At 30.1% G+C, this 26,414-nt stretch carries 29 protein-coding genes; 13 read left to right on the top strand and 16 right to left on the bottom strand.

Translation table 11 applies throughout. The features are described from left to right. Nucleotides 1–22: 22 nt before the first annotated feature. Nucleotides 23–1,285, bottom strand: a complete 1,263-nt coding sequence (locus C4N20_RS07665) for a hydroxymethylglutaryl-CoA reductase, degradative (RefSeq protein ID WP_005978716.1) — start codon at nt 1,283–1,285, stop codon at nt 23–25. 209 nt (nt 1,286–1,494) lie between these two features. Between C4N20_RS07665 and C4N20_RS07660 the strand changes: the two genes are divergently transcribed. Beyond that, nucleotides 1,495–3,051: a sigma-54 interaction domain-containing protein gene (locus C4N20_RS07660; protein WP_005978713.1), complete on the top strand. Its 1,557-nt coding sequence runs from the start codon at nt 1,495–1,497 to the stop codon at nt 3,049–3,051. A gap of 42 nt (nt 3,052–3,093) precedes the next feature. Here the strand turns inward: C4N20_RS07660 and cuyB are convergent, their stop codons facing one another. The 3 genes from cuyB to C4N20_RS07645 form a co-directional block, all read right to left on the bottom strand. Further along, nucleotides 3,094–3,801: a cysteate racemase gene (gene cuyB, locus C4N20_RS07655; protein ID WP_005978711.1), complete on the bottom strand. Its 708-nt coding sequence runs from the start codon at nt 3,799–3,801 to the stop codon at nt 3,094–3,096. A 2-nt stretch (nt 3,802–3,803) separates the two neighbouring features. Then, nucleotides 3,804–5,027 carry a dicarboxylate/amino acid:cation symporter gene (locus tag C4N20_RS07650; protein ID WP_005978709.1) on the bottom strand — a complete coding sequence of 408 codons (1,224 nt, stop codon included), beginning with the start codon at nt 5,025–5,027 and terminating at the stop codon, nt 3,804–3,806. An 83-nt stretch (nt 5,028–5,110) separates the two neighbouring features. Next, nucleotides 5,111–5,905: a GntR family transcriptional regulator gene (locus C4N20_RS07645; protein ID WP_005978707.1), complete on the bottom strand. Its 795-nt coding sequence runs from the start codon at nt 5,903–5,905 to the stop codon at nt 5,111–5,113. 408 nt (nt 5,906–6,313) lie between these two features. On the opposite strand from C4N20_RS07645, the gene C4N20_RS07640 reads away from it, so the two are divergent. After that, nucleotides 6,314–6,907, top strand: coding sequence for a dienelactone hydrolase family protein (locus tag C4N20_RS07640; RefSeq protein WP_005978705.1), 594 nt, complete (start codon nt 6,314–6,316; stop codon nt 6,905–6,907). Between the two features lie 118 nt (nt 6,908–7,025). On the opposite strand, the gene C4N20_RS07635 is transcribed toward C4N20_RS07640, so the two are convergent. The 3 genes from C4N20_RS07635 to C4N20_RS07625 all read right to left on the bottom strand — a co-directional run bounded on the left by C4N20_RS07635 (nt 7,026) and on the right by C4N20_RS07625 (nt 8,620). Beyond that, nucleotides 7,026–7,394 (bottom strand): VOC family protein, encoded by a 369-nt coding sequence (locus tag C4N20_RS07635; RefSeq protein ID WP_005978703.1) that lies wholly within the window; start codon nt 7,392–7,394, stop codon nt 7,026–7,028. Between the two features lie 39 nt (nt 7,395–7,433). Further along, nucleotides 7,434–7,772, bottom strand: coding sequence for a hypothetical protein (locus tag C4N20_RS07630; protein ID WP_005978701.1), 339 nt, complete (start codon nt 7,770–7,772; stop codon nt 7,434–7,436). Between the two features lie 62 nt (nt 7,773–7,834). Beyond that, entirely contained in the window at nt 7,835–8,620 is a 786-nt protein-coding gene (locus tag C4N20_RS07625; RefSeq protein ID WP_005978699.1) for a sulfite exporter TauE/SafE family protein, read from the bottom strand. 199 nt (nt 8,621–8,819) lie between these two features. Here C4N20_RS07625 and thyA point away from each other — a divergent pair, with 199 nt between their 5' ends. The 5 genes from thyA to hutG all read left to right on the top strand — a co-directional run bounded on the left by thyA (nt 8,820) and on the right by hutG (nt 12,973). Then, a complete protein-coding gene (gene thyA / locus C4N20_RS07620; RefSeq protein ID WP_005978696.1) occupies nt 8,820–9,644 on the top strand; it encodes a thymidylate synthase in 825 nt (274 codons plus the stop codon). Then, nucleotides 9,644–10,123 carry a dihydrofolate reductase gene (locus C4N20_RS07615; RefSeq protein WP_005978695.1) on the top strand — a complete coding sequence of 160 codons (480 nt, stop codon included), beginning with the start codon at nt 9,644–9,646 and terminating at the stop codon, nt 10,121–10,123. Before thyA ends, C4N20_RS07615 begins: the two co-directional genes overlap by 1 nt. Before the next feature lie 205 nt (nt 10,124–10,328). Then, nucleotides 10,329–11,315: a YhdH/YhfP family quinone oxidoreductase gene (locus C4N20_RS07610; protein ID WP_005978693.1), complete on the top strand. Its 987-nt coding sequence runs from the start codon at nt 10,329–10,331 to the stop codon at nt 11,313–11,315. Nucleotides 11,316–11,511: 196 nt separating this feature from the next. Continuing rightward, on the top strand, nt 11,512–12,054 hold the full coding sequence (locus tag C4N20_RS07605) for a HutD family protein (protein WP_005978691.1): 543 nt from the start codon (nt 11,512–11,514) through the stop codon (nt 12,052–12,054). Nucleotides 12,055–12,076: 22 nt separating this feature from the next. Continuing rightward, nucleotides 12,077–12,973 (top strand): formimidoylglutamase, encoded by an 897-nt coding sequence (hutG, locus tag C4N20_RS07600; RefSeq protein ID WP_005978689.1) that lies wholly within the window; start codon nt 12,077–12,079, stop codon nt 12,971–12,973. Between the two features lie 44 nt (nt 12,974–13,017). Here the strand turns inward: hutG and C4N20_RS07595 are convergent, their stop codons facing one another. Then, the gene (locus C4N20_RS07595) at nt 13,018–13,401 is read right to left on the bottom strand and encodes a hypothetical protein (RefSeq protein ID WP_005978688.1); all 384 of its coding nucleotides are present in this window, start codon (nt 13,399–13,401) and stop codon (nt 13,018–13,020) included. A 174-nt stretch (nt 13,402–13,575) separates the two neighbouring features. Then, nucleotides 13,576–14,007 carry a MarR family winged helix-turn-helix transcriptional regulator gene (locus C4N20_RS07590; RefSeq protein WP_005978686.1) on the bottom strand — a complete coding sequence of 144 codons (432 nt, stop codon included), beginning with the start codon at nt 14,005–14,007 and terminating at the stop codon, nt 13,576–13,578. A 435-nt stretch (nt 14,008–14,442) separates the two neighbouring features. On the opposite strand from C4N20_RS07590, the gene C4N20_RS07585 reads away from it, so the two are divergent. Further along, the gene (locus C4N20_RS07585) at nt 14,443–15,006 is read left to right on the top strand and encodes a putative ABC transporter permease (protein WP_231940490.1); all 564 of its coding nucleotides are present in this window, start codon (nt 14,443–14,445) and stop codon (nt 15,004–15,006) included. Between the two features lie 66 nt (nt 15,007–15,072). Continuing rightward, nucleotides 15,073–17,865 (top strand): autotransporter domain-containing protein, encoded by a 2,793-nt coding sequence (locus C4N20_RS07580; protein ID WP_005978684.1) that lies wholly within the window; start codon nt 15,073–15,075, stop codon nt 17,863–17,865. 46 nt (nt 17,866–17,911) lie between these two features. On the opposite strand, the gene deoC is transcribed toward C4N20_RS07580, so the two are convergent. The 5 genes from deoC to udp are packed head-to-tail and all read right to left on the bottom strand — an operon-like array spanning nt 17,912 to nt 21,690. Continuing rightward, the gene (deoC, locus tag C4N20_RS07575) at nt 17,912–18,559 is read right to left on the bottom strand and encodes a deoxyribose-phosphate aldolase (RefSeq protein ID WP_005978682.1); all 648 of its coding nucleotides are present in this window, start codon (nt 18,557–18,559) and stop codon (nt 17,912–17,914) included. 14 nt (nt 18,560–18,573) lie between these two features. Beyond that, nucleotides 18,574–19,764, bottom strand: a complete 1,191-nt coding sequence (locus tag C4N20_RS07570) for a phosphopentomutase (protein ID WP_005978680.1) — start codon at nt 19,762–19,764, stop codon at nt 18,574–18,576. Between the two features lie 19 nt (nt 19,765–19,783). Beyond that, entirely contained in the window at nt 19,784–20,494 is a 711-nt protein-coding gene (gene deoD / locus C4N20_RS07565) for a purine-nucleoside phosphorylase (protein WP_005978678.1), read from the bottom strand. Nucleotides 20,495–20,505: 11 nt separating this feature from the next. After that, a complete protein-coding gene (cdd, locus tag C4N20_RS07560) occupies nt 20,506–20,904 on the bottom strand; it encodes a cytidine deaminase (RefSeq protein WP_005978676.1) in 399 nt (132 codons plus the stop codon). Nucleotides 20,905–20,916: 12 nt separating this feature from the next. Beyond that, nucleotides 20,917–21,690 (bottom strand): uridine phosphorylase, encoded by a 774-nt coding sequence (gene udp / locus C4N20_RS07555; RefSeq protein ID WP_005978674.1) that lies wholly within the window; start codon nt 21,688–21,690, stop codon nt 20,917–20,919. A gap of 676 nt (nt 21,691–22,366) precedes the next feature. On the opposite strand from udp, the gene C4N20_RS07550 reads away from it, so the two are divergent. Genes C4N20_RS07550 through C4N20_RS07535 form a run of 4 tightly spaced genes read left to right on the top strand, consistent with a single transcriptional unit; the run spans nt 22,367 to nt 25,517 of the window. Then, the gene (locus C4N20_RS07550) at nt 22,367–23,254 is read left to right on the top strand and encodes a P-loop NTPase family protein (protein ID WP_005978672.1); all 888 of its coding nucleotides are present in this window, start codon (nt 22,367–22,369) and stop codon (nt 23,252–23,254) included. After that, nucleotides 23,229–24,356, top strand: coding sequence for a phosphoadenosine phosphosulfate reductase domain-containing protein (locus tag C4N20_RS07545; RefSeq protein WP_227372427.1), 1,128 nt, complete (start codon nt 23,229–23,231; stop codon nt 24,354–24,356). Before C4N20_RS07550 ends, C4N20_RS07545 begins: the two co-directional genes overlap by 26 nt. Next, on the top strand, nt 24,353–24,889 hold the full coding sequence (locus C4N20_RS07540) for an IbrB-like domain-containing protein (protein WP_005978668.1): 537 nt from the start codon (nt 24,353–24,355) through the stop codon (nt 24,887–24,889). Before C4N20_RS07545 ends, C4N20_RS07540 begins: the two co-directional genes overlap by 4 nt. Further along, nucleotides 24,882–25,517 (top strand): hypothetical protein, encoded by a 636-nt coding sequence (locus tag C4N20_RS07535; RefSeq protein ID WP_005978666.1) that lies wholly within the window; start codon nt 24,882–24,884, stop codon nt 25,515–25,517. Before C4N20_RS07540 ends, C4N20_RS07535 begins: the two co-directional genes overlap by 8 nt. 71 nt (nt 25,518–25,588) lie before the next feature. On the opposite strand, the gene C4N20_RS07530 is transcribed toward C4N20_RS07535, so the two are convergent. Together C4N20_RS07530 and C4N20_RS07525 are read right to left on the bottom strand one after the other, a co-directional pair. Next, nucleotides 25,589–25,951, bottom strand: a complete 363-nt coding sequence (locus tag C4N20_RS07530; RefSeq protein WP_005978665.1) for an adhesion protein FadA — start codon at nt 25,949–25,951, stop codon at nt 25,589–25,591. 10 nt (nt 25,952–25,961) lie between these two features. Next, complete coding sequence (locus C4N20_RS07525; protein WP_106878563.1) at nt 25,962–26,396, bottom strand: hypothetical protein; 435 nt, start codon at nt 26,394–26,396, stop codon at nt 25,962–25,964. Between the last annotated feature and the right edge of the window lie 18 nt (nt 26,397–26,414).

Genomic DNA, 26,414 nt, shown 5'->3' with positions numbered 1-26,414 from the left:
TAATTCCTCCCCTCATTGAAATTTATTTTGAATTAAATTTTTTCAACAATTCCTGTGCATATTCTAAGCGAACATTTTTTTCTTTTATCATTTGGACTACTATTGATTCTAAAGCCTCTCCCTTAGCTCCTGCCACTGTTGCCAAGTTTCTTGCATGAAGTGACATATGTCCTCTTTGAATTCCTTCAGTAGCTAATGCCTTTATTGCAGCAAAGTTATTTGCTAGCCCTACACTGGCTATTATTTCTCCAAGTTCAGCTGCTGACTTTACTCCTAGCATTTTTACTGCTACTCTTGCAGTAGGATGTATTTTTGTTGCTCCCCCTACTAATCCAACAGCCATAGGAAGTTCTATTGTTCCTACTAAATCACCATTTTTATCCTTTTCCCAAGTTGTCAGAGATGTATATCTTCCTGTTATAGAAGCATATGCATGTGCTCCTGACTCAATAGCTCTTGTATCATTTCCAGTTGCTAAAACTACTGGAATTATTCCATTCATTATTCCTTTATTATGAGTTACTGCTCTAAATGGATCTGCTTCTGCAAAAGCATATGCTGTTATTATTTTATCTACAATATCTTCTCCAATAGTCTCTTTTTTTATCTTTACTCTCGCTCTTGCCAAACGGTGAATGGCCAGATTAGATAATATTCTTAGAAAAGCTCTTCCTCCTGTCAACTCTTCCAATAAAGGAGACACAGCCTCTGCCATGGTATTTACTGCATTAGCTCCCATAGCATCTAAAGTATTAACTTTAAGATGAACAATTACCATTTTTCCTATTATGCTCTCTATAATACGAACTTCTAAATCTTCCATTCCTCCACCAAACTTTACAAGAATAGGATCCTTCTCATTACATAAAGTTTTTATTTTTTCTTTATTTTCTTCTATGACAATTTTTGCAAAATGAGGATCTGCTACATCTGTAATCTGAATTTGAGCTATCATAACAGAACCTGTGTTGCTTGTTGTAAAACCTCCGCTTTCTCTTATTATCTTTGCTGCATTACTTGCTGCTGCAACTACTGATGGTTCTTCACTTACCATAGGTATAAGATAATCTTTTTCATTTATCTTGAAATTAAGTCCCACTCCCAATGGAAGAGCAAAACGTCCAATTACATTTTCTATCATATGATCAGCCTTATCCATATCCAAGCAATTTGGATCTTTTAATATTTCTTGCTCTTCTGATGTTAAATTACAAAATTCTGTCACTTCTCTTAATCTTTCCTCTGGTGATAGTTTAAAAAATCCTGAATAACTACTTTGTTTCATATCCTCACTCCCTTAATTATTTTTTATTGCCTCTGCCTTTTATATAAGCAAAACTAATGCCATTGCTATAAATAGGCTTTTTTTCAGCTTTTAATATATTTCTTTATTTTATTGTATACTTAATGGCACTTTATAAAAAAATATGGTATCATTTAGTATATACTATATCATTTTCGCTACATTTTATTCTTATTAAGGAGGTTCATCTTATGAAATTATCTGATATCATGTCTCCCCATTTTGAAAAATCCTTAGGAAAATATCTCAATGAAGAAACTCTGGTTTCTTTATTATCAATTGAAGATATTAATCTAAAGGATGAATATACTTATATTATAAATCAAAACAATGATATTGTTGGAAAAATTAAAAATGAATTTCTTATTTTCTTAATAGAAAAATTTAAAAATATAAAATTTTTTAATATTTTAGACAATATTGAAGAAGCAGTTATTATTATAGACACCACTGGAAGAATTTTTTATACCAACTCAAGATATAGTCAAATCCTTAATATTCCTCAAAGAAAAATCATTGGAAAATATATCCAAAACATTGAACAAGATACAGAATTAATAAAAGTTTTAAAAACAAAAAAAGCAGTTTCAAAGGAAAAAACTTATATTAAGTCTTTAAAAAAATATGTATCTATCCGTCTTTTCCCTCTGTTTAATAATGGTAGTTTTGAAGGAGCTTTTTCTATATTTAAAGATATTACTGAAATCACACAATTAAATGATGAAGTTAAAAGAATATCTGATGTTGCAGAAGGATTTAGCAATCAGATAAAAGAACAGCAAGAACTTAAAAATTCTGACTTTATAGGTGATACTCCTGAATTTTCAAATTTGATATCAAAAGCATTATCTGTTGCAAAAACTGATGCAGTAGTTCTCATAAGAGGAGAAAATGGTTCTGGTAAGGAAATTTTAACAAATTTCATTTATAAAAATAGTCTTAGAAATAATAAACCTTTTATCACTGTAAATTGTGCTGCTATACCTGAAAACCTTATTGAAAGCGAATTATTTGGATATGAAGACGGCAGCTTTACTGGAGCTAAAAAAGGTGGAAAACTTGGAAAATTCCAATTAGCAGAAGGAGGGACTATTTTCTTAGATGAAATAGGCGACACCCCTCTATCTATGCAGGCAAAACTTTTAAGAGTACTTCAAGAAGGAGAAATTGAAAAAATAGGAAGTTCTAAAAATATTGCTATTAATGTGAGAATAATTGCAGCAACTAACCAAAATCTTGAAGAGCTTATTGAAAAAAAATTATTTAGAAGAGATCTTTATTATCGTTTAAATGTCATAACTCTTGATATTCCACCTTTAAGAAATAGAAAACATGACATAATTTTATTATCTAATTTTTTCCTTTCAAAATTTAATAAAAAATATGGGAAATCTCTTATTTTCTCTTCTGATGTTTATAATTATTTTTATAATTATAAATGGCCTGGTAATATAAGGGAATTAAAAAATGCAATAGAATATGCAGTTATCCTTTGCAATTCTTCCACAATACTTTTAACAGATATTCCTGCATCTATACAAGAAAAAGAAAATATTCAAAATTTAACTACTAATAATCATTTCATAAAAAATTATACCTCTCTAAAAGATGCTGTAACACAATATGAACATGACATTTTTATAGATGCTTTAAATAAATGTAACAATAACAGATCAAAAGCTATTGAACTTCTTAAACTAAGCAGAAGAACTTTTTATCGAAAACTCAAAGAACTTGGCCTTGAATAATTAAAACAAGGTGGCTCAAAATTGCTTTGAACCACCTTGTTTTTATAATTCATATTTATTTTTTGCGTAAGCTACTGCCACTTTTCCTATAATATCATTAGGATCTATAAGAGGCACTGTAAAACTTTTTCCTTTTAATATAATTGGGATTTCTGTGCATCCCATTATTAATGCCTCTGCTCCATTTTCTATAAAATATTCAGCACAATCTGTGGCATCTTTTACATTTTTTTCTGTAACCCCATTGTATTTAAAGTCGAATATAGTATCATGTACTTTATTCTGTACTTCCTCTTTTGCAGCTATTACTTCTATTCCAAACTTTGCACAGCATTTATCATATAATTTAATCTTCACAGCTGCATTAGTTGCCATTACCCCCACTTTTTTTATTCCTGGCACCTGACGCATCATCTCTTTTACTGCTTCATCTATTATATGTAAAAATGGTATATCTACTTGACTGGCAACTTCGTCATAAAAATAATGTGCTGTATTTGCCCCAATTATTATAAAGTCAGCCCCCGCTTTTTTTAAATTTTCTGCTGTAGCAACCATAGCTGCAACTGGACTTTCTGTCCCTTTCATGATTGCATCCTGTCTGCTTGGCATTTTTGGATTATTGTCCACTATTATTCTCAAGTGATCTTCATCACATTTTGCATGTGTTTCTTCTACTATTTTGGCAAAAAGATCTATAGTAGCTTCTGGTCCCATTCCACCTAATATTCCCACAACTTTTTCTTTCATTATTATCCCTCCTCAACTGCTTCTCTCTGCTCATTCTTTCTTTCACCAGCATCTAATACAGCAGCTACGACTACAGATCCCACTACATTTACAGTAGTGATTCCCATATCCATTATACGGAAGATTCCACCTAAAAGACCTACAAATTCTATCGGTAGCCCTAAAGTTGTAAGGAAAATAGTTGTTGCAACAAATATTCCACCAGGGATACCAGGACTTCCTAAAGTCATCAATACTCCTGTAAATACAGCTATAAACATTTGATATAAAGACATTTCAATTCCCAGTACCTGTGATACAAATACTGCTACTACTCCATACCAAAGTCCATTTCCATCCATATTCATTGTTGCCCCTACTGGAATAGTAAATCCAGCTATATCTTTTTTCAATTTCAATTCATCTTCACAAACTTTTATAGATACTGGTATAGTTGCAGCAGTACTACATGTAGCAAAACTTGTAGTCCATACTGGAGCTATTTTCTTATAGAACGCAATCGGGCTCTTTCCAGAAGCTGCCAGATACATTCCACCATAAACTACAAAAGCATGTATCATTAATCCAATGTAAATAGTAATTATAAACTTTCCTAAAGGTCCTAATATGTCTGTTCCATATTTTCCTGTTGTTGTTGCCATAAGAGCAAAAACCCCATATGGAGTAAATCCCATAACAAATTTCAATATCATCATTATGAAACGAGAAAGAGTTCCAAACATATCCAACACACGTTTTTTGTCCTCTTCTTTTAATAGAAGGATAGCTATACCAGAAAATATAGCAAAAGTAATTATCTGAAGCATATTTCCTTCTGAGAATGACTGCATTATATTAACAGGGAAAAATCCTAAAATAACACTGCTTACAGTAGGAGCCCCTTTTTCAACTATTCCACTGACATCTGTCATTACAAATCCTACCCCTGGTTTTATCACAAGAGCAGAAAACAATCCAATACCTGCTGCAACAAATGTTGTAGCTAAAAAGATAACAACAAGTTTAACTCCAATCTTCCCAAGACGTCTCAAATCTCCCATACCTGCTACTGCCAAAACAACATTGGCAAAAATAAGAGGTACAACTGACATTCTAAGAAGTCTTAAAAATACATCCCCAACGACAGCTATTGCCGTTATTTTTGGTCCTATAACAAGTCCAGCTATTGCCCCCAGAATCATACCAATCAATATCTTATTGGCTAATCCTATCTTCTTCTTTAACATAATAATCCCCCCACTTAAAATTAAGTAGTATATGAAAGATCGCTATTCTTGACTATTTTGCAGCTCAATACTTGATGAAGGTTTTAATGACGTTTTCCATTTCTCTCTTCAATAGAAATCTCTGAATTGACAACTTCCATTTTTTGATTAACAGCTATGAATTCTAAACAAAGATCACATCTATCTCCTCTGTAAGTTCTCCTGTTGAATACCACAGGCTCTTTTCCTATAAATGACAGACATTCTACTACCATCCCTGTGGGAATTTCTGGAAAATCAAGCTGCTCTTTTTCATATTGATCAAGCATTATTGCCTGTACTCCTATTTTATAATTAGTAAAACTTTTTTCATAGGTATTTTCAATATATTTATATACAGCTATTTCTCTAATATCTTCCTTTGAAATATTTCCTGCCCATTTAGGATTGATATAGTGTGTATCTAAAAGAACTGGTTTTCCATCTATATAATGAAGCCTCTCTATTTGATACACTTCTCCATTCTCTTCTAGCTCCAATACTTTTTGCATTCTTCTGTCTGTTTCTGTAAAATCTGAAAAAATCACTGTTGAGTAATCATTCAATCCTGCTTCTCCACTTTTTTTGCTAAAAGCTGGTTCTAGCAGAAAATTTTCTGTAATCTTTTGATAGACTACAAAAGATCCTTTTCCTTTTTTCCTTACAATAAGTCCCTCATTTACAAGACCATCCATTGCCTGTTTTACTGTGGCTCTGCATAAATTAAACTCATCACAAAGCTTCAATTCTGAAGGTATCTCTGTTCCATATCCCCAATCTTCATTCATTATTTTATCTCTTATGATTTCTCTGAGCTGATAATAAAGAGGGATTGGACTATCACTTTTTAATTTTTTCATACAAACCACACCCTATCCAAATTTTAAAACTCTTCTACATTGTATAAAGTGTAGCAATACTTGTCAAGAATATTAAAACCATATACAGATATTTAATTGTTCAAATGTCTAGACATTTGAATTATACCAATAATATATTTAAATGTCAATATTTTTACAAATTAAATGTTTTATTTATTTTTGTTTTGTCTTTATTCCTTACAAAAATGTTGGTATCCAATTTAAAAAAATTATGTTAGCTCATTATTAAATCCATTCTTATCCTGAAAATTTTCTATTTTATTAAAAAATATATAACTAAAAATGAGATTGAAGGAAAATAGACAAATAAAAATTAATATAGTATAATTTTAAGAAGAAATATAAAAGAACATCAAGATAAAAATTCATATTTTATGAGGTGGCTACTTGAAAAGAAATAAAAAAAATAAAAAACAGGCAATTATCTTACTTCACGAAATATATGGAGTTAATGATTTTATAAAAAAACAATGTCAAAAATATCAAAAAATGGGATTCGATATTTTTTGCCCTAATCTTCTTGAACATACTCCATTTTTATACGAAGAATCTGATGAAGCGTATAATTATTTTATTCAAAATGTTGGTTTTGATAAATATACAGAAATAAATAATTTAGCTAATAGTTTGAAAAAACAATATAATAAAATATTTCTTTTAGGTTTCAGTGCAGGAGCTACTATTGCATGGAGGTGTGGAGAAAATTCTTTATACAGTGGAATCATTGCATGCTATGGTTCACGTATAAGAGATTATACTGATTTAAATCCTGTCTGTCCTACTCTTTTGTTGTTTGCAAAAGAAAATTCTTTTGATGTATCAACAACAATTACTGAACTGCAATATAAAAAAAATGTGTCTATTACAATATTCGATGCTTCTCATGGATTTCTTGATCCATATTCTAAATACTATAACGACTATGAAAGAAAAAAAGCTGAAGCAGCTATTACTCAGTTTATAAATCAATATATAAAATAAATCAGAGGCATGGAAAAAATCCATACCTCTTTTTATTTTTCTTCTTATTATTTAAATTTCAAATATGATATCATATCTTACTTTATTATATTTTAAAATTAAATTTATACTCATCAAACTATTGCTTTACTGTACTTAAACAAAATGGATGTCCCTCTGGATCAAATAAAACTGTTGATGTTTCAAAATATTGTATTTCTGATATCCTTGCACCACACTTTACAGCATGAGAAACTCCCTCTTCTAAATTTTCAACAAGAAAATCTATATGTGCCATTTGCTGCTGCTTTCCTTCTTCCCATGGCCATATTGGAGGAATATATTCTTCAACTTCCTGAAAAGCAAAAATCCATCCTTGAGGTGAACGTAACCCAGCCCAGCCATTTCCTGAAAGAATTTTTTCCCAACCAAGCAAATTTACATAAAAATCTGCTAATGCATCAGCATTTTTACAATCATAGGCAAACCCTGCTATTTCTTTAATCATATCTTTTTCCTCCTAGCATATGAAATAGATTTCTTTTTATTAAAATTTTATTCCCATTTCTTTAAATATTAAAATACAGACAATCAATGAGAGTAAATTAATAATTAATCCAATAAAAGCCAATCTTTTTTTCTTAAAGGAACCAAATATTCCAATTCCGCTAAAAATCAATCCCATTACTGAAACTGCTGGTCCAATTAATGCTATGGCAATCATAACAAGCACCATGATATGACCCAATATGACAAACCACCCATTTCTAGAATTTACCAAACATATTTTTAAGAGTCCAACTGACAATCCACTGGCAATAAGCAGAAGTATTCCTATTACTAAAGATATTGTTCCCATTATATTTTTTTCATAATCTATTTTCATTCTCTTCTCCTCATGTTTTTGAGTAATTTTTAAATGTAGTTCCATTTAGAGAATATTAATTTCTATTTCATAAAAACATATGCATTGTAAATATTTATGAATACTATAACCAGCATAAGCCCCATAAAAAGTTTATCCACTTTTTCTTCAGATATCTTTTTATTAACTATACTTCCTGCCATTCCTCCACATACTCCTCCCAACACCATAAGTCCTAGATATAAAACACTTACTTCTGGAATTTTTCTTGCAAGTATAGTATGTAATAGACTTGCTATTTGTGAAAATAGTATTATATAGATAGAATTAATAGCTGCTTCTTTAGTAGTCATAGAGAAGAAGAAAATCAATATCACTAGATTGATAGGGCCTCCTCCAATTCCTAAAAATGATGAAAGTATTCCTAAAATAACTCCAATTATAAAGCATAGAATCTTATTTTCAAAATTATGTGTTTTTATATCATTTTTCTTAGCTGTATATATTAGAGTTCCCAATGTTATAAATATCATAACAATTGATTGAACTGCTCCAGTTCTATTTTCATTTTGAAGAACTTCTTTTACAACCTGGAACATGACTTTTCCTGTCATTCCTCCTAACACACTTCCTATAGCAAGCCAGGTAGTAATCTTTGTATTTATCTTTACAGTACTATTTTTCATTGCTTTAGCTACAGAAATAATTGACATGGAAAGAACTGTACACCCTGATAAAAAACTTATAGCTGTTACACTCATAGTTCCTGTTGCATCAAGAACAGGTTTAATTATTACTCCCCCACCTATTCCGCATATCGAACCTACAAGCGAAGAAAAAAAACTGACTAATAAAAAAACAATTAACATATTTTACCCCCAAAATACTTTTTTGTTACCCCTATCCAATAATTATATTTGTTTTTGTATAAAAAATCAACCTTCATTCTTTAGAGATTCTGCCATTTTTTATTTTCTTAATAAACTACATCAAATTTCTATCTTTGTAATAATCATAAATTTATGATAAAATATAACGATAAAATTTTATTATTCAAAGGAGTTGAGTATGGCTAAATTTGATAAAATATACAAAGAAATTGTTGAAACTATAGATAAAAAAGGAATATGGAGTGAAGGAAATGTCAGAACAAAATATGCTGATGGAACTCCTGCCCATTATAAAAGCTATATAGGATATCAGTTCAGACTTGATAATTCTACTGATGAAGCACATCTTATCACTACAAGATTTGCTCCAAGCAAGGCTCCTATCAGAGAACTTTACTGGATATGGATAATGCAGTCTAATGATGTAGATGAATTAAATAAATTAAAATGTAAATTCTGGGATGAATGGAAAATGGAAGATGGTACTATTGGAAAAGCTTATGGATACCAGATAGCAAAACAAACATTTGGATATAGAAGCCAGCTTGATTATGTGGTAGAAGAACTGAAAAAAAATCCTAACAGTCGTAGAATAATGACTGAAATATGGGTACCAGAAGATCTTGATAAAATGGCTCTGACTCCTTGTGTTCATCTTACTCAATGGAGTGTTATTGGAAGCAAACTTTATCTTGAAGTAAGACAAAGAAGCTGTGATGTAGCTCTTGGACTTGTAGCTAATGTATTCCAATATTCTATCCTTCATAAACTAGTAGCTATGGAGTGTGGATTAGAACCTGCTGAAATCATATGGAATATTCATAATGTACATATCTATGACAGACATATGCCTGAACTTTTAGAACAGATAAAAAGACCTTCTATAAACGGGGCAACTGTAAAAATAGAAAATTTCAAGTCTATCTATGATTTTAAACCTGATGATATAGTTGTAGAAACCTATCAATATGGAGACAAGATTTCTTATGAGGTGGCAATATAATGAATAAACCTAAATTAAATATGATTGTATGTGTAGGAGAAAATAATCTGATAGGAGACAGAGTTCCAGAAGGAAATGGGCTTCTATGGCATTCTATGGAGGAACTGAATTATTATAAGTCTAAAACTATTGGAAATGTAGTTCTGTTTGGAGAAAATACAGCTAAATATGTTCCTATCAATCTAATGAAAAAGAACAGAGAAGTAATTGTGCTTACTCTTGATTCTAAACTTGAAGATATTATGGAGCAGTACAAAAATAGTGGAAAAGATATCTTTATATGTGGTGGATATACTATTTATAAATATTATCTTGATAATTATGAAATAGATGAAATATATATTTCTAAATTAAAACCTCATGTGGAGGTAGCTCATGCTTCTAACCCCCTTTATTTTCCTGATGTAGAAAAATATGGGTATAAGCTTGTATCAGAAATTGACTACAATGATTTTACTGCAACAATATATAAAAAATAATAATTTATAAGAAGGACCTTACCTATTAGAAATTTCTAATAGGAATGGTTCTTTTTTTATATTTAAAATGTTCTTCAGAACAAATTTTTCATCTGAATTTTTTTAAAAAAATATTTATAAAAAAAAGAAAGGTTTGACATTGCCAGAAAATAATATTACAATCAATGTATAAAAAGTACGATACCGTACTAAATGGAGGTGGAAAATGAATTTTAAAGCTTTAAGAATTTATGAAGAAAATGGTACTTTTATCAGAAAAATTGTTGAAAGAGATATTGATGAACTTCCTGAAGGAGAAGTTTTAATTAAAGTTAAATATTCATCACTTAACTATAAAGATGCTCTGTCTTGTATAGGAAATAGAGGAGTAACCAGAGAATATCCTCATACTCCCGGAATAGATGCTGCTGGTATTGTAGAGGATTCTAAAGTTTCTGAATTTATCAAAGGAGAAAAAGTTTTCATCACTGGATATGATTTAGGTATGAATACTGATGGTGGATTTGGAGAATATGTCAGAGTTCCTGCAAATTGGGTAGTAAAAAAACCTGCTAACCTTTCTTTAAAAGAAGCTATGATATATGGTACAGCTGGTTTTACTTCTGCTCTATCTGTTTTTGAATTAATAAAAGAGGTAGCTCCTGAAGATGGTGATATTCTGGTAATTGGTGCTGGTGGCGGTGTAGGAAGCCATTCAGTAAAATTTCTTACTAAACTTGGATATAGTGTAACTGCTGTAGTAAATGATGAAAAAGGTATTGAATATGCAAAAGAACTTGGAGCTTCTGCTTGTATATTGAGAGATGAAATAGATGATAAATCTGGTAAGCCTATGTTGAAACAAAAATGGGCTGGGGTAATTGATACAGTAGGTGGAAATCCTCTTTCTACTGCTATAAGATCTTTAAAGTATGCTGGAGTAGTTACTACTTGTGGAAATATAGCTGGAGGAGATATTCCTGTTGCTAATGTGTATCCATTTATTTTAAGAGGTGTAAAACTTATAGGAATAGATTCTGTTCAATGTCCTATGAAAAAAAGAAAAGAGGTATGGGATACTTTAGCTGAAAAATGGAAGGGTGAAAATCTGGAAAAAGGTATTAAAGAAGTAAGTCTTGATGAAATATCTGATTCAGTAGATAAGATGCTGGCTCAACAGCTCATAGGAAGAGTTATTCTTAAACATAAATAATTATGAAAAGTGAGTAATCTAAGATTAGATTAAATTTTAGAACTTTAAAAATTAAAAAAGTTTTAAAATTATATTTCCAGTCTCTAAATCACTCGCTTTTTTATTTAATGAATCTGAAACTTTTATTTTAAGTATTGACTATTTAGTGATTATATGGTAAATCTCTATCAAGAAAATTTATAAAGGGAGAGTATAAATGATTGAGATTATAAAAAGTAATGCCTTTAAAGAAAGCAGGTGGAGTGGAGGAACTACTACACAATTGTATATCTATCCTAAAGATGGAGATTACCAAAAAAGAGATTTTAAATTTAGAATAAGTATAGCAACTACAGAACTTATGGAATCTACATTTACAAAACTGGAAGGAATAAAAAGAATTATCTCTATACTTGAAGGAAAAATGGAACTCTCTCATAAAAATAGGTATAATATTACATTGATGCCCTATGAAATAGATAGATTTATTGGAGATTGGGACACTAGTTCTAAAGGAAAAGTTAAAGACTTCAACCTTATGCTTAAAGATTGTGATGGAGACTTTCTTTACAAAGAAATCACTGGCAGTGAAAATATTAACTTTGAAGAAGAAGTAATATTTTTTGTTTACTGCATTTCTGGAAAAATTGAAATCTCTGGAAAGTCTCTGCTTGAAAATGAATTAGCTGTTGGAGAAGGAAAAAACATTGAAGTCTCTGGTAAAAACAGTAAGATCTTTTATGGTTATATAACTAAATAATTATATTTACAGGAGGATTTAAATGAAAGATTTATGGAATGGAAGATTGGACAGTTATGAGGAAATAGATCTTAGACTCTGGCAGGTAGTACAAGAAATAAAAGAAGCTCAGGAAGCTGGCGGAGTATGTTTTGTAGGATATGATACAGATGATGGAGTAGTAAGAAACTTAGGAAGAAAAGGTGCGGAAAGTGGATCAAATGCAATTAGAAAAGCTATTCAGTCTTTTCCACAACTAAAAGGATTAAAAGTATATGATTACAGAAACCTTGAAAAGAAAAGTGTAGAAGAAGCTCAAAAAGAATATTCTGAAAAAATATCAGATGTCCTTAAAAAAGGAATTTTTCCAATTGGGCTAGGAGGAGGACATGATATAGCTTATGGCTCATACCTTGGGATAAGAAAAGCTCATCCTGATAAAAAAATAGGAATAATAAATTTTGATGCTCATTTAGATATGAGACCTTATGATAAAGGAAGAACTTCTGGTACTTCATTCAAAGAAATAATGGATAATGACAAAAATACCCAATATGCAATAGTAGGATTCCAAAAGATGGGAAACACAGAAAGACTTATAAAAACAGCCGAAGCTTTTAATGTATTGATTTTAGAAGAAGAATGTTCAGAGGAATCAATAATTAAATCACTAGAAGAGTTTATAAAAAAAGTAGATATAGTTTATGTCACTTTCTGTATGGATGTATTTGATGCAAGCACAGCTCCTGGAGTATCTGCTCCTGTTGTAATGGGGTTAGACCCTAAAAAAGGAAAAAGATTATTGAGATTTCTTATGGAAACTGAAAAAGTTGTATGTGTAGATTTCGCAGAAGTAAACCCTGTATATGACATAGATAACATGACTGCAAAACTTGCTGGCTGTCTAATTTATGAAGTAATGGGTCATATAAAAAAATAATTTTTAATATTTAAGAAAGGTCTTAGCTTTTACTAAGACCTTTTTCAATTTTTCTTACTGGCATATGAATTTAATTTGTATATTTGATAAAATAACGAATTTATAACTGCAAGAAATAATCCAACTATAAATACTATCAAAGGAACAAATTTAAAATTGACATGAATTATATTTGGGCTGATTAAAAAATTTGTAATACTCATAGCTAATAAATTAGATAGAAAATATCCTAAATAATATTTTATCCCATAGTAATCATCTAATACCCAGTATGCAAAAATAATTATACTTTTACTCATTGATAGATATTCTACTATCCTCATAAGGTTTTTATTATTATCAAAAATACTTTTGCTAATGAGAATTACTGCTAAAAAATTTAAACCAAATCCTAACTCCAGAACAAATCGATCAAAATAATTTTTCATACAATTTCTCCTTTTTTTATTTTTATATACTATAATAATCTTAATTTATTTCTAAAGTGTCTAATATTATTATACACATGTTTTTAAAATAAAATCAAGGAAAATACAAACATATAAAAAAGCTATAAACTAATAATAGCCTATAGCTTGAACTTTCTTTTATCAATCTTTTTTTCACTCTTGATAGTTTTTTCTAATCTTATTAAGCAGACGCATAAGTGTCTCTTTTTCCTCTTCACTAAAATTTTTATATGTTTTTTCTAAAAGATTATTACTTATTTCTTCGAATAAAGGTTTGAATTTCCAACCTTTTTCTGTAAGATTTATTTCAACAGCTCTTGAATCTTTTTCACTTTTTTCTCTTGTAATATAACCTAATTCTACTAGTTTTCTTATCAAATCTGTAAGTGTAGATTTTTTCTTTCCAATTATTTTTCCTATTTCATTCATAGTTATTTTTCCATCATAATCATACAGTATAGAAAGAATAGTCCCATGACTATTTATAAGTCCTTCTATCTCTTTTTCTCTTAATTGACTATTAATATACTGTGCACTTTTTTCTCTTATACTGGATATCAACCCTACTACTTTGACAGTTTTCACTTTGATCCTCCTTAAAATGGTGAAAGCTTTAGTCCTTTTTACAAATATTATATTGAAAGTATAGATTATCCCTATTATAAAGTCAAATAAATTTTATTTTAGTTTAACCAGCTAGCCAATTCATATAGTCATAATTATATTCTAATATTCTTGTTATTTTTTAAAGTGTATTTTTATTTTTATATACAAAATTATTTAGAAATAAAGAAATAAATCTTATTTTTACTAAAGAAAGGATTTTTTCTTTATAAAATTTATGAAGGATTTTTCACTCCTTAATGGTATACTTTTAATAAAGCTATCTTTATAATATTTGGGTTTTATTAAAACAAAGGGGGGAAGTGTTTTGAGATCAATCCATAACTAAATTACTTTGGATTTTTTTCATTATACAAAAAAATGGCAAGTAAAGAAAAAATAAAATATGAACTGAGAATGTATTTCTTTTTATTTATGCTTTATTCACTTATAGGATGGATATACGAAACTATACTATTCTCAGTTGAAGAAGGATATTTTATCAACAGAGGATTTAATTTTGGTCCCTATATTCCAATATATGGTTTTGGTGCTGTTATTATTATGATTGTTATTTCAAAATTTATAGTTGAATCTGATGAAAATAACAAATTCAGCATGAGACCTTTAAAAATATTTATACTCATTTTAGTTCTTTCTACTGTTGCTGAGCTCATAGGAAGCTATATTATGGAGTATAGTCTTGGAATAATATTATGGGACTATACAGATGAATGGATGAATTTCCAAGGAAGAATATCTCCTAAAACAAGTTTCATTTTTGCTGCTGGAGGAACTGCTGTATATTATACAATTCAGCCTCTTGGAAAAAAAATAATTGATAAAGTATCTATAAAGGGACAGAAAATATTTGCTTCTTTTCTTTTAATTTTAATATTAATAGATTTTTCTGCTTCTCTTGTTACAACAATCTGGTTTTCTGACTCTATAAAAAAAGCTGGAATAATGGAAAGAAAATAAATATATATAAACAACATCTTTATCCACCTAAACATAACTAATAATTACCTAACAAAGGGGGAAATAATGGACATACATAACAAATACTGGAAAACACTTTCTCTTCTTTCTCTATGTGTATTTTTAAGCAGCTGTGGAGGAGGGGGCGGTGGTGGTGGAAGTTCATCTGGAAACAACACTAACAATATTACTCCACCATCTCAAAATATAACTATGGATTTTAAACAATCAGATACTATTATAGGAGTTATCGACTCTTCTTTTGCATATCTTGATGAATTTAAAGACCCTTCAGGAAAATATAGAATATTTATTGATAACAGCTTTCCAACTGATCCAGAAAAAGCAGAAGCCAACTCATACACACATGGTGAATTAGTTTCTCTCCTTATAGGAGGAAATACAATTGGTGTAACTAATGGAGTAAAAATTTATGCCATTCCATCTTTTCTGGCATATAGTGATCAAATAAAAGTACAGGGAAGCATGTACCAAAAAATGTATCAGGCAGGAGTAAGAATATTTAGTCAATCTTTTGGAAGCCCCACTAATGATTTAACTTTCGAAAAATATCCTGCTTCAAGCTCTCTAGTTAATTTTTATGTAACTAGGTCTGCTACTGACAGTTTATTCATTTTTGCTGCTGGAAATAACGGTAAAAGTAATCCTGCTGCTGAAGCTCTCTTTCCTAAGCTTTACCCTAGAGCTGAAAAAGGCTGGATATCTGTTGTAGGAATAGATCCAAAAACAAGATTGATAGACGCTGAATCCAATAGAGCAGGTGATGCTAAAAACTGGACTATAGCTGCTAACTATGTTGTAACAGTTGACAAAATAACTGGTGCTGCTGTTTATACTACTACTGCATATGGAACTTCTTTTGCTGCTCCTGTGATTGCTGGTGCTGCTGGTGCCATTCAGTTAAAATATCCATGGATGTCCAGAGATCTTATTAAGCAGTCTCTTCTGACAACAGCAGTTGATCTTGGTGATCCTGGAGTAGATGCTGTCTATGGATGGGGTCTGCTGAATCTGGAAAAAGCAATGAAAGGTCCTGCGGTTTTTGATACAAGACTTACTTTTGATGAACAGGGATATCGTACAAATAATGTAATAATTGATATGGAAGGGTATCCTACCTCTGTCAGTGATATTGAAAATTATACTTTTTCAAATGACATATCTGGAAATGCTGGTGTAATAAAAAAAGGAACTGGAACATTATGGTTTACAGGATATAACACATATTCTGGGCAAACTACTATACAAAATGGAGTTCTTACTGTTACAAATCATCTGAATTCAGATGTACTGATTGAAAATGCTGGTACTCTAAGAGCAACTGGTTTAATTTCTCCTGTTGGAACTGCTGAAAGAGTTGTTACTATAAATGGAAATATAAGAAATACCTCTTCCTCTTCAGAAGGGTTAAGTGTATCTATGGGAGGATTAAAAATAAATGGGAATTATACTGGAGATAACTCCAGTTCTGTAAGTATTGATATAACATCTGCTTTAGAAATTACAGGAACATTTGATAATAGAAATGGTAAAATAAATGTTACTTATGGAAGTAAAAATATTCCATCCTCTGCAACATATACTGCAAAAGATATAATTATAGCTGGAGCAATTCAAAATACAACAGTTAATGATATTGATACCAGTACTTTAAACAGTTATTTCGACCTTAAGAATATAACTGTTACAGGTCAGAAAATACATTTAGACTATAAAAGAAATTCCACTGAATATGTAGTAAAAGCTCTTGGTATAAAGTCTGCTTCTGCTATGAATACAGCTATGAATTTAGAAAATTCTTTTAATACCCTTGGAAATGATAATCCTCTTTTAAGAGCAGCTTCTGGAATATTAGCTACTCCTAATGCTCTGCTTCCAAGAACTATAGATTCGTTATCAGCTGAAATATACGCTTCTTCACAGAACCTTATATTCAAACAGATGAAAGAAATGAACAGAGATCTTTCTAATAGAATGGTTCTGATTTCTAATGATGAAAATAAAAATATGGCTGGAATATGGTTTAATGGAATAGGAGCAAAGGGAAAACTTTATCAGAGTGGCTATGCTGAAGCAGATACTAAATTATATGGAGGACAGGTAGGAATAGATAAATATTTCACTGAAAAACTTCTATTGGGAGCTGTTGTTTCTGCTTCAAAAGCTGAAGCTGATTTTGATAAATATGCTGGTAAAGCTGAAAATACAAATGTTATGTTATCTGGATATGGGTTATATGAATTTAATAAAAAAGGCCTTTATACTTTAGGAAGAGCTGGAATAGGCTATACAGAAAGTGATATTGAAAGAGATATTTGGATAAATAATGACAGACTTCATTTAAAAACAGATCACAATAGTGTTACTTACTCTCTTTATGGAGAATTAGGATATAAATTTTCTGTAAGTGAAAAAATAAAAATAAATCCTTTTGCTGGCCTAATGTATGATCATGTAAGAAGAGGAAGCTTCAAAGAAGATTCCAGCAGTATATATGGTATTGAAGCTGACAGAAAAAATTATGAACAATTTTCTGGGGTAGCTGGAATAAGAGGAGAAGTTAAACTCGATAAAGTAAAAGTCTATGGAGGCGTTACTCAGGTAGTTTCTCTTTCAGAAGACAAACTTGATTTCAAAGCCAGATATGTAGGAGATACAAGCGGCAATGAATATAATATAACTGGAATAAAACTCAGTAAAAATACTACATGGATAAATCTAGGAGCAGAAGTAAAAATAAGCGAACAAACATCAATAAATGCTTCTTATGATATCTCAGTAGAAAGATCAAAAATTTCTGATAATATGATATCAATAGGATATAAATTCAGATTTTAAAAAAACAGAGGTGACTATTAATTTTTAGTTACCTCTGTTTTTATTATTAAGCTTTCATTATTTTTACCAGTCTGCTTGTTCCAAGTCTATTTGCTCCAGCTTCTATAAATTTTTCAGCATCTTCAAAAGAACTTATCCCCCCAGCTGCCTTTATTTTTATATTCTTTCCTACATATTTTTTCATAAGAGAAACATCTTCCACTGTAGCTCCAGAAGTAGAAAAACCTGTAGAAGTCTTGATATATTCAGCTCCTGATTCACTAACTATCTCACACATTTTTATTTTTTCCTCTTCAGTAAGAAGACATGTTTCAATAATTACCTTTAATATTTTACCTTTACAAGCTTTGTGGATATCTTTTATCTCATTTAAAATAATGTCATATTTTTTATCTTTCAAGTCTCCAATATTGATTACCATATCTATTTCATCAGCACCATTTTTTACCGCTTCCTCTGTTTCAAATACTTTTACAGCTGTTGTACTGTATCCATTTGGAAACCCTATCACAGTACATATAGGAAGAGCTCCCTTTACATAGTCTTTAGCTCTTTTTACAAATGATGAAGGTATACATGCTGAAGCTGTTTCATATTTTATTCCATCATCAAGTATCTCTTTTATCTGCTCCCATGTAGATGTTTGAGCCAAAAGTGTATGATCAACTATTTTCAATATATCTTTTCTGTCCATTTTTTCTCCTATGATTATTTTAATTCTTCAAGTACAGATCTTCCTATTGTATTTTCAGGCATCACTATATCAAAGTTATCAGCAATAGTAGCTCCTATCACAGCAAAAGTATCTGCTGGCGGCAAAGCTCCTGCTTTTTTCATAGATGGTGAGTATGCTATAAATGGAACTTTTTCTCTAGTATGATCCGTTCCTTTGAATGTAGGATCATTTCCATGATCAGCAGTTATTATTAAAAGATCATCTTCTTGAAGTTTTTCCAAAACTTTTCCTAAATTTACATCAAATTTTTCCAATTCCTCTGCATATCCCTTTGGATTTCTCCTGTGCCCCCACAGAGCATCAAAATCAACTAGATTTACAAAGCATAATCCAGTAAAATCTTTATCTAAAAGTTCCAGAGTCTGCTCCATCCCATGTACAGAACTCTTTGATTTATATGATTCTGTTATTCCTTCTCCATCAAAGATATCTCTGATTTTTCCAACAGATATCACATCAAATCCTCCTGCTTTCAACACATCTAAAGCAGTTTTCCCATATGGTTTCAGAGCATAGTCATGACGATTGCTTGTACGTTTAAATTCACCTTTTTTCATTCCTATATATGGTCTGGCTATTACTCTTCCTACTTTCCATTCATCTCTCATAGTAAGTTCTCTTGCTATTTCACAAAATTTGTATAGAGTCTCAAGTCCCATAGTTTCTTCATTGCCGCATATCTGAAGCACAGAGTCAGCACTTGTATATACAATAACATCTCCTGTAGCTATCTCATGTTCTCCATATTCTTCCAGTATTTCTGTTCCGCTGGCTGATTTGTTTCCTACTATTTTACGCCCAAATCTTTTCTCCAGCTCATCTATCAATTCTTTTGGAAATCCTGTTTCTGTAAATGTTTTAAAAGGAGTTTTTATCTCCAGCCCCATCATTTCCCAATGCCCTGTCATAGTATCTTTTCCTACACTTGTCTCTTTAAGTTCTCCATAATAGGCAAGAGGTTTTTCTGTTGCTTTCACATTTTTCATTGGATGAAGATTAGCAAGTCCTAATTTTTGAAGATTTGGTATGTTAAACTTTTCCACCGAATCAGCTATGTGTCCTAATGTATCTGCTCCTGTATCTCCATATTTTCCAGCATCTTCCATAGCTCCTATTCCTAAAGAATCTATAACTATGGTAAATATTCTCTTATATTTTCTCATAAGTATTACCTCCGTTGAATCAACAGAAAGTTTCAAGAGCCACTTTCATCATATTTACAAAAGATGATTGTCTCTCTTCTGATGTAGTCTCCTGTTTAGTTACAAAAGAATCTGATATAGTCAGAAGACATGCAGCATTTTTTCCTAAAACTGCTGCATTATGGAAAAGTGCAAAACTTTCCATCTCTACACAAGTACACCCGTGTTTAGCATAGAGCTCCTTGTATCCGTCTACATTACTTTCTCTATAAAAGACATCACTTGAATGTATTTTGTCCAGATGTACTTTTACACCTAATCTTTCTGCTGTTTCCAATATTTTTTTATTTAATTGAGCACTTGGAAGAATTGTATCTCCTTCAAATCCATTTTGTGTATGTGCAAAAGTCGATTCACTCCATGCACTGTCTGCAAGCACTACATCATATATATTCAATTTTTCTACATAAGATCCTGCTGATCCTACACGAATTATATTCTCCACTCCATAAACTGTATATAATTCATATGAATATATTCCAATAGATGGCATTCCCATTCCAGAAGCCATAACTGTTATTTCTTTTCCTTTGTACTCCCCAGTGAAAGCAAGCATATTTCTCACAGAGTTTACCTGCCTTACATTTGTTAAAAATGTCTCTGCTATAAATTTAGCTCTCAATGGATCTCCAGGCATCAATACATTTTTTGCAATATCTCCAGGTTTTGCTTGATTGTGTGGTGTAGACATAATTCTCCTCCTTATAAGTCATCACTTGTGAATGACATTGGTAAAAGTTCCTCTATATTTGTTACCATTTCTCTTTCTCTATTAGATAATACAATAGGAGTATCTCTATTTAAAAGCTCTACCAGTACCTGTCTACAGGCTCCGCATGGCGTTGCAAGGGTTTTCCCGCTGCTCACAATGGCAATAGCTTCTACATCCTCTTTTCTATATCCCTGTGAATATACTTGAAAGATAGCATTTCTCTCTGCACAGTTAGTCAGCCCATAGGAAGCATTCTCCACATTGGCACCTATAAAATATTTTCCATCTTTTGTTTTTACACAGGCCCCTACATGATAATTAGAATATGGTGCATAGGCATTGTCCATAGCTGAAAAAGCTCTTTCCAGTATATCTCTGTATTTTTCCATAGCCTGCCTCCTTTATTCTGGCATATCTGTTTTTATAAGGTTACGTATAGCTTCAATGGCTACTCTTATGGCTGCATCTGTATCATGGACAACTGGATTTTCAAGTCCTGCTTTTTCTCTTTCTTGATTAGCTACTACTAAAAATGCTGATCCTACCCGAACTCTTAAATAATCTCCCACTACAAAAAGTGCTGCTGATTCCATTTCTGAAGCTTTACATCCTAGACGTATCCATGCTTCCCATTTATTCATCAATTCATAACTTACTGGCTTTGTTTCAGGTTCGTGCTGTCCATAAAACGAATCTTTGCATTGAACTATTCCAGTATGATATTTTTCTCCTAAATCCTTTGCTCCCTGTATAAGAGCATTTACTATATCTATATCTGCCACTGCTGGAAATTCAATTGGAGCATATTCTCTGCTGGTTCCTTCCATTCTGATAGCTCCAGTAGCAATCACTATATCTCCTCCCATAATTTCAGTCTGCATCCCTCCACATGTTCCCACACGTAAAAATGTATCTGCTCCTGATTTTACAAGCTCCTCCAAGGCTATAGCTGCTGATGGCCCTCCTATTCCTGTAGAAGTAACACTGACTTTCACACCATCAAGATATCCGGTGTATGTGATGTATTCTCTATTATCTGCCACAAGTTTTGCATCTTCAAAATATTTTGCTATTTTTTCACAACGTTTTGGATCTCCAGGAAGTATTACATATCTTCCTACATCACCTTTTTTTATTCCTATATGATATTGAACTCCCTCTTCTGCATATTTCATGATTATCCCTCCAATATCTGATATATTTTTAAATATTTTTATAAAATTATATTCTCTATATGTTTAATATACCACAAATACAGCTGCATTGTCGAATAAATTACTGTAAAATGAAAAAAACGGCAAGTGACTTGATTGTCATGCCGTTTTTTCATATCTATATATAAAACATCTTGGGGAAAGATTTATATACTTTAATGATACTAGATATTTGTGACAATTTTGTTACAAATATTAAAATTATTTTTTCACATAAAAATTATTATTTTAAAAAAACAAAGTCTATCCTAATAATATTTAATTAGATATTATTATTAAAATTTCTATATATTTGAAAGTTAATTTATAACTTTTTTTACTTTTAATATTCCATATATATTCCTTCACTTTTTTGTTCATCAACAAATTACATATATTTAAGAAATTAGAGTGTTTTAAAAAATATATACAAACTAAATCAAACGTGTTTAAGATAGTTTATCATCCTAGAAATTATACCCTGCATTTTTTTAGGTATATAAAATCATAAAAAAATGTTAAAATTTCAATTGTATAGTTCAATAACTTTCTAAAGAAACGTAAAATGAAAAAATAATTAGTTTGATTTTCTTATTATTCAATATAATAAAGTCAAAAATATAAAATACACAACTGTTATTCAGGAGGTACAAGACAAATGATTAGAATTGGATTAAATAAGGAACAAAAAGAACAAGAAATAATAAAGTATATCAATAATAATTGCATTAATAAAATTTATTGTTTCTTTTTTAAAAAATTCCATATAAATTATAATATTGGAACTGAAAATATAGAATATATTGAATATTCAAATATTGAAAAGTATAAATATTTCTATAGATTATTAGAGGAAATAAATGAAAACTCTTTAATTATAATGGATGAATGTATGAGAACCAGCAATAGAAATAAATTAATATATAACTGTGCCCACCATTATTTAAATCAAACCTCTCATAGAATAATCTTTGAATATTTCCCTATAATAGAAAATTATGATGACTTTATGATACTTTTAAATTTTGAAAATAAAGGAAAATATAGAGGAAAAGGATTTGATTTTAATTATCTAAATGTTGAAGATATAAAAATGATTAAAAGAACAATTCCTATGAAAGTATGTACTATACGAACGACAAAATATATGAGAGAAAGATATGAAAGAGAAAAAAATCTTTTATTCAAACTCCTTGGAAATCAGGATCCTGATACACTTCCAAGAAATTTACATCTTTTAACAGGAGATTTTAAAAAAGAACATATAAAAGAAAAAATTGCTGTTGCAAGAAACAATAGGTTTAGACTTAAAAATACTGTTTCTTACAACAATATAAATCTTATATCAGAAAAATCAGAAGTACTTGTGGTGGATTTCCATTATAGAAGATTAAATTTTAATGATTTTTTAAAAACTATGAAAAATATAAAGGAATTTGAATTTCTATCAACAAGTCTGCCAGTTGACAAATTTTATGCAAAAAGTTATACAGAATGGAAGGAAAAATGTGAAATAATCTATGATAAAGCAGATGTATACCAATAAAAATGTTCTTGAAGCTTCAAGAGATAGAATAAGCTTTCTTTTTGATAATTTTAAAAATATTTGTGTTGCTATTTCAGGTGGAAAAGATAGTACTGTCCTTGCTTATCTCACTTTAAAAGAAGCAGTCAAAAGAAATAGAAAAGTAGGATTATTTTTTCTAGATGAAGAAGTTGTATATAGCAGTACAGTTAAACAAATAAAATATTTAATGAATCTTTTTCCAGAGAATACTATAAATTACTGGCTTCAAGTAGAATTTAATCTTACTAATGCAACAAGTATTACAGAAGGTCAGCTCAAATGCTGGGAAAAAAATAAATCTCATTTATGGATGAGGCCTAAAGAAAAAAATTCTATTCAAAATAAACCATGGGATATAGAAACTGAAACTATAAGAGATAAGAATAAAGGGTTTGGATTTTATGATGCAATAGAAAATTTTCAAAGATTAAAAAAGGACACTGTTTTTTTAGTTGGTTTAAGAGCAACTGAAAGTCCTAACAGATGGGGAGCTGTAGTAAAAAACCCTGTAAATATAAACGGAACTTTTATTTATTGGGGAACAAAATTAAAATATGAAAACTTTTCTTTTTACCCAATATATGACTGGAATTTTCACGATGTCTGGAAATACATTTATGATGAAAAATTAAAATATTCTAAAATATATGATTACCAATATAAAAAGGGAACAGGATTAAGAGAAATTAGAGTATCTTCATTAATCCATGAAAAAAGTTTCAAGGCATTAGTTGATCTTCCTGAATTTGAGCCTAAAACTTATGACAGACTCCTTAAAAGGATAGCAGGAATAAGCATTGGTAATCTTTATGGAAAAGACAGTAAAATGTTGAGATGTACAAAGCTCCCTAAAAATTATGATTCATGGAGAGAGTACCGAGATTTTTTATTAAAAACATATCCTAATAAAACTACAAAACGAATATTTCAAAAAAGATTTCAAAAACATCTTGAAAATGAATATGTTGCAAGACAGCAATGTAAACAGCTCATACTAAATGACTATGAAAATAATTTACCTGTGGATAATAGAAAAGATCCTCGGTTAGAAAAACTTAAAAAATGGAGAGCAATACTATGAGATATATAAAAACAAAAAAAGGAAATATAACACTTCCAGTTATGACTCCTATTATAGTGCCTATAAGTAAAGTTGAACCAAATAAATACAATCCTAATAAGGTTGCAGTTAATAATATGGAATTATTAGAAAGGTCTATTTTGGACAATGGATTCTGCTTTGCTGTGGTTACTATATATGATAAAACTCGTGATAAATATACGATAGTTGATGGATTTCATCGATATGAAATTTTTAAAAAATACTTTAAAGCCAAAGAAATTCCAATAATTGTATTAGAACATGATATAGAAAAAAGAATGGCTGCAACAGTACAATTCAATAGGGCTAGAGGAGTTCATCAAGTTGAACTTATGGGTGAATTAGTAAGAGAATTATATGAAAAAGGTCTTGAAGATGAAAAAATAGCTCTGTCTTTAGGTATGGAAGAGGAAGAAGTTTTTAGATTGAAACAAATAACGGGTATTGCAGAAATTTTCAAAAATAAAGCTTATTCAAAAAGCTGGGAAATGCAGGAGGTTAATGATGAATGAAAAATGGGAATATGGTGGATCTTATGTAAGTTATCCAATAAAACCTGCGGTTCCATATACTATAGATGAAAATATTATTATGGTGCATGATCTTACTGAGGAGCTTCCTGATTTTATGAAAAAGGCAGATATATTATTTATTGATCCTCCTTGGAATTTAAGAAATCTTAACACCTTCTATATGAAAGCTAGGCTGATGCCCAAAGTACAGAGTTACGAAGAATTTTATGAAATACTTTTTAAAAGAATTGGTGAAATAGAAGCAAAACTTTGTTTTTTAGAAATTGGCAAAGAATATCTTGCTGACTTTATAAAAGAAATGAAAAAATTATATAAACATGTGACTTTTTATAATAGTACATATTATAATAATGATAAAAATTTCTGTTATATTGTCCAAGGAAGTGAAAAAAGACTCAATTTAAAATTAGATGGTATGGATGAAGAAAAAATAATAGAATTTATCTGTAAAAATATTCAATATGAATGTATAGGCGATATGTGTATGGGGCGGGGTCTTGTTGGCTTTAATTCCTATCTCAACAATAAAAATTTTGTAGGAATAGAATTAAATCATAAAAGGCTGTCTGTTCTTTTAGAAAATATTTCTAAATTAAAATATTCTTGATTACTCTATTATCAAATATAAAAAGCTGTAATGAATTTACAGCTTTTTAATTTACTATTTATTTCTATTTTTTATTTTATTGCTTCAAATATACTTATTATTTCTTCCTGCTTTCTCATATCTGTTTCCAGTTCTTTTTTAGCCTCAGCATATTTTTTTCCTAATTCTTGATATTGGGCTTTATAAAATTTATTATCTTTTACACTTGATATTCTTTTTTCTTTTTCTGATATTTCTTCATACATCTTTCTTTGAGCTGCCAAAGTTCTTTCTGCTTCTTCAGCCTCTGCTTTTCTTTGATTATACATGGCTCTTTCTTCAGCCTCTAACTGTTGAAGATTAAGTTCAAGTTGCTCCAATGTTGACATTACATCTGTTGCTGAATACGATACTGCTGATACTGCTAAAATACATCCTATCAATATTTTTTTCATCTTATCCCCCTTATTTATTTTCTTCTTCTGTTTTTTCAATAGGTTCTTCTATCTTTACATATTCTTTTAGTACATCATTTATTTTGTATTTTTCTACTAATTCATTTATAACTTTTACTTTTTCTTCTCCAAGTTTTTGATTAAACAAAGCCTGTTGTAGTTGTGGATATACTTCTATGGTATTTTTATCCTTTAATGCTTCAGTATTGTTTTTATACACTTCTAAAAGTTCATAATCATAAATTTGAACTGTTTTCTGTGCTATTGAATTAAGATAAAATTCAATTTCCATATTAAGCTTCATTTCTTCAAGATATCTTTTTTCCTCTTCTGTATATTCTTTCTTTTCCATTTCTGCAAGAATAGCTTTTCTTACTAAAAGCTGAGCTATTGCATCTTTATTTTCTCCTAGAACTTCCAATTCTTTTTTTGTCAATTTTATCATTAGTATTTTCCTCCAAGT

Origin of the sequence: Fusobacterium ulcerans (genome assembly GCF_003019675.1) — a bacterium.
GTDB classification, from domain to species: Bacteria; Fusobacteriota; Fusobacteriia; order Fusobacteriales; family Fusobacteriaceae; genus Fusobacterium_A; species Fusobacterium_A ulcerans.
Note: the sequence above shows the minus strand (reverse complement) of the source record. Positions and strands in the feature narration are given on the sequence as shown.

Bases quoted from the DNA above. Each gene is read 5' to 3' on its own strand.
- C4N20_RS07665 (WP_005978716.1), bottom strand. From the start codon at position 1,285: ATGAAACAAAGTAGTTATTCAGGATTTTTTAAACTATCACCAGAGGAA.
- C4N20_RS07660 (WP_005978713.1), top strand. From the start codon at position 1,495: ATGAAATTATCTGATATCATGTCTCCCCATTTTGAAAAATCCTTAGGA.
- cuyB (WP_005978711.1), bottom strand. From the start codon at position 3,801: ATGAAAGAAAAAGTTGTGGGAATATTAGGTGGAATGGGACCAGAAGCT.
- C4N20_RS07650 (WP_005978709.1), bottom strand. From the start codon at position 5,027: ATGTTAAAGAAGAAGATAGGATTAGCCAATAAGATATTGATTGGTATG.
- C4N20_RS07645 (WP_005978707.1), bottom strand. From the start codon at position 5,905: ATGAAAAAATTAAAAAGTGATAGTCCAATCCCTCTTTATTATCAGCTC.
- C4N20_RS07635 (WP_005978703.1), bottom strand. From the start codon at position 7,394: ATGATTAAAGAAATAGCAGGGTTTGCCTATGATTGTAAAAATGCTGAT.
- C4N20_RS07630 (WP_005978701.1), bottom strand. From the start codon at position 7,772: ATGAAAATAGATTATGAAAAAAATATAATGGGAACAATATCTTTAGTA.
- C4N20_RS07625 (WP_005978699.1), bottom strand. From the start codon at position 8,620: ATGTTAATTGTTTTTTTATTAGTCAGTTTTTTTTCTTCGCTTGTAGGT.
- thyA (WP_005978696.1), top strand. From the start codon at position 8,820: ATGGCTAAATTTGATAAAATATACAAAGAAATTGTTGAAACTATAGAT.
- C4N20_RS07615 (WP_005978695.1), top strand. From the start codon at position 9,644: ATGAATAAACCTAAATTAAATATGATTGTATGTGTAGGAGAAAATAAT.
- C4N20_RS07610 (WP_005978693.1), top strand. From the start codon at position 10,329: ATGAATTTTAAAGCTTTAAGAATTTATGAAGAAAATGGTACTTTTATC.
- C4N20_RS07605 (WP_005978691.1), top strand. From the start codon at position 11,512: ATGATTGAGATTATAAAAAGTAATGCCTTTAAAGAAAGCAGGTGGAGT.
- hutG (WP_005978689.1), top strand. From the start codon at position 12,077: ATGAAAGATTTATGGAATGGAAGATTGGACAGTTATGAGGAAATAGAT.
- C4N20_RS07595 (WP_005978688.1), bottom strand. From the start codon at position 13,401: ATGAAAAATTATTTTGATCGATTTGTTCTGGAGTTAGGATTTGGTTTA.
- C4N20_RS07585 (WP_231940490.1), top strand. From the start codon at position 14,443: ATGTATTTCTTTTTATTTATGCTTTATTCACTTATAGGATGGATATAC.
- C4N20_RS07580 (WP_005978684.1), top strand. From the start codon at position 15,073: ATGGACATACATAACAAATACTGGAAAACACTTTCTCTTCTTTCTCTA.
- deoC (WP_005978682.1), bottom strand. From the start codon at position 18,559: ATGGACAGAAAAGATATATTGAAAATAGTTGATCATACACTTTTGGCT.
- C4N20_RS07570 (WP_005978680.1), bottom strand. From the start codon at position 19,764: ATGAGAAAATATAAGAGAATATTTACCATAGTTATAGATTCTTTAGGA.
- deoD (WP_005978678.1), bottom strand. From the start codon at position 20,494: ATGTCTACACCACACAATCAAGCAAAACCTGGAGATATTGCAAAAAAT.
- cdd (WP_005978676.1), bottom strand. From the start codon at position 20,904: ATGGAAAAATACAGAGATATACTGGAAAGAGCTTTTTCAGCTATGGAC.
- udp (WP_005978674.1), bottom strand. From the start codon at position 21,690: ATGAAATATGCAGAAGAGGGAGTTCAATATCATATAGGAATAAAAAAA.
- C4N20_RS07550 (WP_005978672.1), top strand. From the start codon at position 22,367: ATGATTAGAATTGGATTAAATAAGGAACAAAAAGAACAAGAAATAATA.
- C4N20_RS07545 (WP_227372427.1), top strand. From the start codon at position 23,229: ATGATAAAGCAGATGTATACCAATAAAAATGTTCTTGAAGCTTCAAGA.
- C4N20_RS07540 (WP_005978668.1), top strand. From the start codon at position 24,353: ATGAGATATATAAAAACAAAAAAAGGAAATATAACACTTCCAGTTATG.
- C4N20_RS07535 (WP_005978666.1), top strand. From the start codon at position 24,882: ATGAATGAAAAATGGGAATATGGTGGATCTTATGTAAGTTATCCAATA.
- C4N20_RS07530 (WP_005978665.1), bottom strand. From the start codon at position 25,951: ATGAAAAAAATATTGATAGGATGTATTTTAGCAGTATCAGCAGTATCG.
- C4N20_RS07525 (WP_106878563.1), bottom strand. From the start codon at position 26,396: ATGATAAAATTGACAAAAAAAGAATTGGAAGTTCTAGGAGAAAATAAA.